General features: G+C 73.8%; 5 protein-coding genes. All 5 read left to right on the top strand.

Annotation, left to right across the window (positions count from 1 at the left end; translation table 11 throughout):
- Positions 1-457, top strand: a 457-nt coding sequence (locus tag I53_RS22080) for an esterase (protein WP_043354716.1), incomplete at its 5' end; no start/stop codon positions are given.
- The gene (locus I53_RS22085) at positions 454-2,808 is read left to right on the top strand and encodes a xanthine dehydrogenase family protein molybdopterin-binding subunit (protein ID WP_043354718.1); all 2,355 of its coding nucleotides are present in this window, start codon (positions 454-456) and stop codon (positions 2,806-2,808) included. The genes I53_RS22080 and I53_RS22085, both read left to right, overlap by 4 nt.
- Positions 2,805-3,674, top strand: a complete 870-nt coding sequence (locus I53_RS22090; protein WP_043354720.1) for a xanthine dehydrogenase family protein subunit M — start codon at positions 2,805-2,807, stop codon at positions 3,672-3,674. Before I53_RS22085 ends, I53_RS22090 begins: the two co-directional genes overlap by 4 nt.
- Entirely contained in the window at positions 3,671-4,870 is a 1,200-nt protein-coding gene (locus I53_RS22095) for a 2Fe-2S iron-sulfur cluster-binding protein (RefSeq protein WP_043354722.1), read from the top strand. Before I53_RS22090 ends, I53_RS22095 begins: the two co-directional genes overlap by 4 nt.
- Positions 4,871-4,904: 34 nt before the next feature.
- On the top strand, positions 4,905-5,459 hold a 555-nt coding region (locus I53_RS22100; RefSeq protein WP_043354724.1), incomplete at its 3' end, for an ABC transporter substrate-binding protein.

Raw genomic sequence — 5,459 nt, forward strand, 5'->3', positions numbered from 1 at the left:
CGCCCTCGACTGGCTCGCCGTGCACGGACCGGCGCGCGGGATCGGCGGCCCGACGATCCTTGCCGGCTGGTCCGCGGGGGCGCACCTCGCCGCTCTCCACCTCGGACATCCCGCCGTGTCCGCGATCCTGGCGATCTCCGGCGTCTACGACCTCGCGCCGATCCGCGAGACCTACCTGAACGAGAAGCTCGGGCTGACCGAGGTCGAGATCGAGACGCTGTCGCCCCTGCGGCTGGCGGTCACGCCGAAGCCCATGACGATCGCCTACGGCAGCCGGGAGCTGCCCGCCCTCGTCCACGACGCACGCAACCTCCACGCCCTGCGCAGCGCCGCCCACGCGCCGGGCGCCCTGCTGCCTGTGCCGGGCGCCGACCACTTCTCGATCCTCGACGGATTCCGCCGGCCCGACGGCATCCTGGTCCGGGCCGCGCAGGACCTTCTCGGAGGCGCCCGATGAGCCGCGAGGGCGTCGGGGCCTCCCTGCCCCGCAAGGAGGACGACCGCCTGATGCGCGGGCGCGGCCAGTATGTCGGCGACCTCCGGTTGCCGGGTCTGCAGGACGTCGCCTTCGTGCGCAGTCCGATGGCGCATGCCCGGATCCGCGCCATCCACGTGCCGGAAGCCTGCCGCGACCGCGTCTTCACCGCCGCCGACCTCGACGGGGTGCTGCCGATCCGGGCCGTCTCAGGGCTGCCCGGCTTCAAGGTCTCTGAGCAGCCGGTGCTCGCCACCGGCAAGGTCCGGCAGGTGGGCGAGTTGGTGGCGATGTGCGTCGCCCCGACCCGCGCGGAGGCCGAGGACATCGCCGCCTCCGTGGTGCTCGACCTGGAGGAATTGCCTGCAATCCACGACATGCTGGCCGCGCGCGAGCCGGGCTCCGCCCTCGTCCACGAGCACTGGGGCGACAACGTCTTCCTGGAGACCCTGGTCGACGTCGGCATCGAGAGTGCCCTCGACGCGCCGATCCGGGTCAGCCGCACCATCTCGACGGGGCGGCAATGCATGGCGCCGATCGAGGGCCGCGGCACCGTCGTGCAGCTCGATCACCGCCTCGACCAGCTCGTCGTCCACACCGCGAGCCAGATGCCGCACATCGTGCGCAACGGTCTCTCGGAATGCCTCGGGATCGAGCAGGGGCGCATTCGCATCGTCTCGCCGGATGTCGGCGGCGGATTCGGCTACAAGGCGATCCTGCTCGCCGAGGACGTGGCGCTGGCGTGGCTCGCGCTCCGCTACGGCCACCCGGTCCGCTGGCTGGAGGACCGACGCGAGCACCTGACCGCCAACGCCAATTGCCGCGAGCACCATTACCGCATCACCGCCTACGCGGAGCGGGACGGGACCCTGCGCGGCATCGACTGCGAGGCCACCGTCGATTCCGGCGCCTACTCGGCCTATCCGTTCTCGGCCTGCCTGGAGGCCGCGCAAGTCGCCAGCATCCTGCCGGGGCCCTACGACTTCCCGGCCTATCGCTGCCGGACATGGTCCGTGGCGACCAACAAGTGCCCGATCCTGCCCTATCGGGGGGTGGCGCGCACCGGCGTCTGCTTCGCCCTAGAACTGGTGCTCGACGCGGTCGCCCGCGCGGCGGGGGTCGCGCCCGAGATTGTGCGCGAGAAGAACCTCGTGCGGCCTGACCAGATGCCGTTCGACAACATCACGAAGAAGCACTTCGACAGCGGCGACTACCCGGAGGCCCTGGCCCGGGCGCTGAAGGCCATCGACGTGGAGGCGGTCCGCGCACGCCAGCGGCAGGGCGAGCCGGATGGGCGCCGGATCGGCCTCGGCCTCGCGATCTACTGCGAGCAGGCGGCGCACGGCACCTCGGTCTATTCCGGCTGGGGGATCCCGATGGTGCCGGGCCACGAGCAGGCCAGCGCCCGCCTGACCCCGGACGGCGGCCTGGAGCTGCGGATCGGCGCCCATTCCCACGGCCAGGGTCTGGAGACGACCCTCGCCCAGGTCGCCCACGAGATCCTGGGCGTGCCGGTGGCGCGTACCCGCCTCGTCCACGGCGACACGGCGATGACACCCTACTCCACCGGCTCCTGGGGCTCGCGCGTGATGGTGATGGCCGGCGGCGCGGTCGCGGCGGCCTGCGAGGAACTGCGCGCCCGCGCCGTGCGGATCGGCGCCCACCTGCTCCAGGCGCGGCCCGAGGAGTGCCGCTTCGAAGGCGGCCACGTCGTCAGCCCCACGGGCGACGTCCCGCTCGAGGCCATCGCCCGCACCTGGTACCGGCGCCCGCAGGATCTCGCGCCCGACACCGATCCCGGCGGCCTCGAAGTCACCGCCGGCTACAAGCCGGTGCGCGATTCCGGCACCTTCTCGTACGCGGCGCACGCGGCCGTGGTGGCGGTCGATCCCGATCTCGGAGCGGTGGAGATCCTCGACTACGTCATCGTCGAGGACGGCGGCACGCTGGTGAATCCCCTCGTGGTCGACGGCCAGATCTACGGCGGCCTCGCCCAGGGGATCGGCACGGCACTGTTCGAGGAGGTGCGCTTCGACGGGCGCGGCCAGCCGCTCGCCTCGACCTTCGCCGACTACCTCCTGCCCGGCGCCGCCGACGTGCCGTTGGCGCGCATCGACCACATGGAGACGCCCTCGCCCTACACGCGCTTCGGCCAGAAGGGCATCGGCGAGGGCGGCGCCATCGCGCCCCCGGCGGCGCTGGCCAACGCCGTCAACGACGCGCTGGCGCCGCTGGGCGTCGAGATGCTGCATTCCCCCGTCACCCCCCGACGCATCGTGGAGGCCGTGCTCGCCGCCCGCGCGCCCGCCGACACCGCGCGGGAGGCCGCATGAAGCCCGCACCCTTCGCCTGGGAGCGGCCGGGCAGCCTCGCCGCGCTCTTGGACCGCCTCGCACAGGCCACCTGCAACGTGAAGCTGATCGCGGGAGGGCAGTCACTCGGGCCGATGCTGAACCTGCGCCTCGTCGAGCCGGATCTCATCCTCGACATCACCGGCATCCCCGAGCTCCGGGAAGCCCGGGTCGAGGGCGACACGCTCGTCCTCGGGGCCTGCGTGACCCATGCCGACATCGAGGACGGGCGCGTTGCCGACGTCACCGGCGGCGCCCTGCAGCGGGTGGCGTCGGCGATCGCCTACCGGCCGGTGCGCAACCGCGGCACGGTCGGCGGCAGCCTCGTCCACGCCGATCCGGCCGCCGATTGGGTCAGCGCCCTGACGGCCCTCGGTGCCGAGGTCGAGATCGCGGGCCGGAACGGCCGCCGCACCCTGCCGGTGGAGCGCTTCGTCACCGGCGCCCTCGAAGTGGCGCTCGGCGCGGGCGAGATCCTCGTCGCCGTGCGCGTGCCGGCGCTGCCGGCGGGCGCCGCCTGGGGCTACGTCAAGCACTGTGCGAAGATCGGCGAGTTCGCCCACGCCATCGGAGCCGTGCGCCTCGAACCCGGCGCGGGCCGGGGCCGGGCCGTGATCGGCGCGGTCGAGGGGCCGCCCGTGCTCCTGGCCGATGCGCGCCCGCTCTTCGGCGGCCGCATCGGCGCCGACTTCGCCGCGCGCTTCGATCCCCGGGTCGCGGATCAGGCCCTGCGGGAGGCCGGGATGGCCGACGCGGTCGAGCGGCACATCCACGTCACCGTCCTCGCCCGCGCGGTGGCGGCGGCCGGGCCCGTTCCCCACGCCAAGCCCCTTCCGGAGGCCGCATGAGCGCCGCGCTGGCCGAACCCGGGGCGTCCCGCATGGCCCTCGCGCTGACGGTGAACGGCCGCGCCGTCCGGGTCGCGGCCGAGCCACGCAGCCATCTCGGCGACGTGCTGCGCGACGAGCTCGACCTCACCGGCACGCATCTGGGCTGCGAGCACGGCGTCTGCGGCGCCTGCACGGTGCTGCTCGACGGCGAGCCCGCCCGCGCCTGCCTGACCTTCGCGGGCGCCTGCGCGGGCGCCGCCGTCACCACGATCGAGGGCCTCGACACGGACGCGATCACGGGCGAGCTGCGGGCCGCCTTCAACCGCGAGCATGCGCTCCAGTGCGGCTACTGCACGCCCGGGATGCTGGTGGCCGCCCGCGACCTGGTCCTGCGGCTGCCCGAGGCCGACGAGCGGCGGATCCGCGTCGGCCTGTCGGGCAATCTCTGCCGCTGCACCGGCTATGCCGGCATCGTCCGGGCCGTGATGGCGGTGATCGCGGACCGGCGCGGGCGCGGCATCCCCCCGGAGACCGGCGCGGCGCGCGCCCTCGGCCCGGTCGGCGCGCGGGTCGGCGAGGCGATGGTCGCGCCCCTGACTCCGCCGGCCAAGCCCCTCGCCCCGGTCGCGCCCGCCGCGGTGGCGGATCTGTCCGACACCTTTGAGCCGGCTCACAGCTTCACGCAGGCGCTCGACCTCGCGCATCCGCCGGAGGCCGTCTTCGCGCTGCTGGGCGATATCGACGCGGTCGCCGCCTGCCTGCCCGGCGCGGTCCTGACGGCGCGGCCCGCGCCCGACGCCGTGGAGGGCGGCCTGCAGGCGCGGATCGGACCGATCGCCGTGACGTTCCGCGGTCGCGCCCGCCTCACGCGGCAGGAGGCGGCGCGGACCGGCTCGGTCCACGGCGCCGGAACCGACTCCGGCGGCCGCTCGGCCACCGAGGGCCGGATCCGCTACCGGGTCGAGGCTGGACCGGCGCCGGGCACCGCCCGGGTCGCACTCGACGTCGGCTACACCCTGACCGGGCCACTCGCCCAGTTCGGCCGCCCCGGCCTCGTGCGCGACCTCGCCGGCCGCATCGCGGTGGAGTTCGCCCGCAACCTCGATGCCCGGCTCTCGGGCGTCGCGGCCCCGGCCCCCGCCGGCCTCAAGCCGCTCCGCCTGCTCCTCGGCCTCGCCCGCGCGCGCCTCGCGGCGTGGTTCGGCCGCGCCTGATCCCACCCCGCCTCAACGCACCGGAGACACGCGAATGCCCAGCAGGTTCACCCTCACGACCGCGATCCTGCTGGCGCTGACGGCGACGGGCGCCCGGGCGGACGCGATCCGCATCGGCGTCAACGAGCCCCTGACCGGGCCGTTCGCGGCCTCGGGCACCTACGTGGTGAACGGCGCCAAGATCGCCGCCGACGAGATCAACGCCAAGGGCGGCGTCCTCGGCAAGACGCTGGAACTCGTGATCGAGGACAACAAGAGCAACCCGACCGAGGCCGCCGCGGTCGCCGAGAAGCTGATCACCAGCGACAAGACCCCGGTGATGATGGGCGCCTGGGGCTCCAGCCTGACGCTCGCCGTGATGCCCAAGCTCGCGGATTACGAGACGCCGATGCTGGTCGAGACCTCCTCGTCCGGCAAGATCACGACCTCCGGCAACCCTTACGTGTTCCGGATCTCGCCGCCCTCGTCGCTGGAGGCCGAGACCTTCGCGCCGATGGTCGGCCGCCTCGGGCTGAAGAAGGTCGATTTCCTCGTCCTCAACAACGACTTCGGTCGCGGCGCAGCGACCGATTTCGGCAAGATGCTCAAG

Source organism: Methylobacterium sp. B1, from assembly GCF_000333255.1.
GTDB classification, from domain to species: domain Bacteria; phylum Pseudomonadota; class Alphaproteobacteria; order Rhizobiales; family Beijerinckiaceae; genus Methylobacterium; species Methylobacterium fujisawaense.

Coding starts and splice junctions, on each gene's coding strand:
- I53_RS22085 (WP_043354718.1), top strand. CDS start 454: ATGAGCCGCGAGGGCGTCGGGGCCTCCCTGCCCCGCAAGGAGGACGAC.
- I53_RS22090 (WP_043354720.1), top strand. CDS start 2,805: ATGAAGCCCGCACCCTTCGCCTGGGAGCGGCCGGGCAGCCTCGCCGCG.
- I53_RS22095 (WP_043354722.1), top strand. CDS start 3,671: ATGAGCGCCGCGCTGGCCGAACCCGGGGCGTCCCGCATGGCCCTCGCG.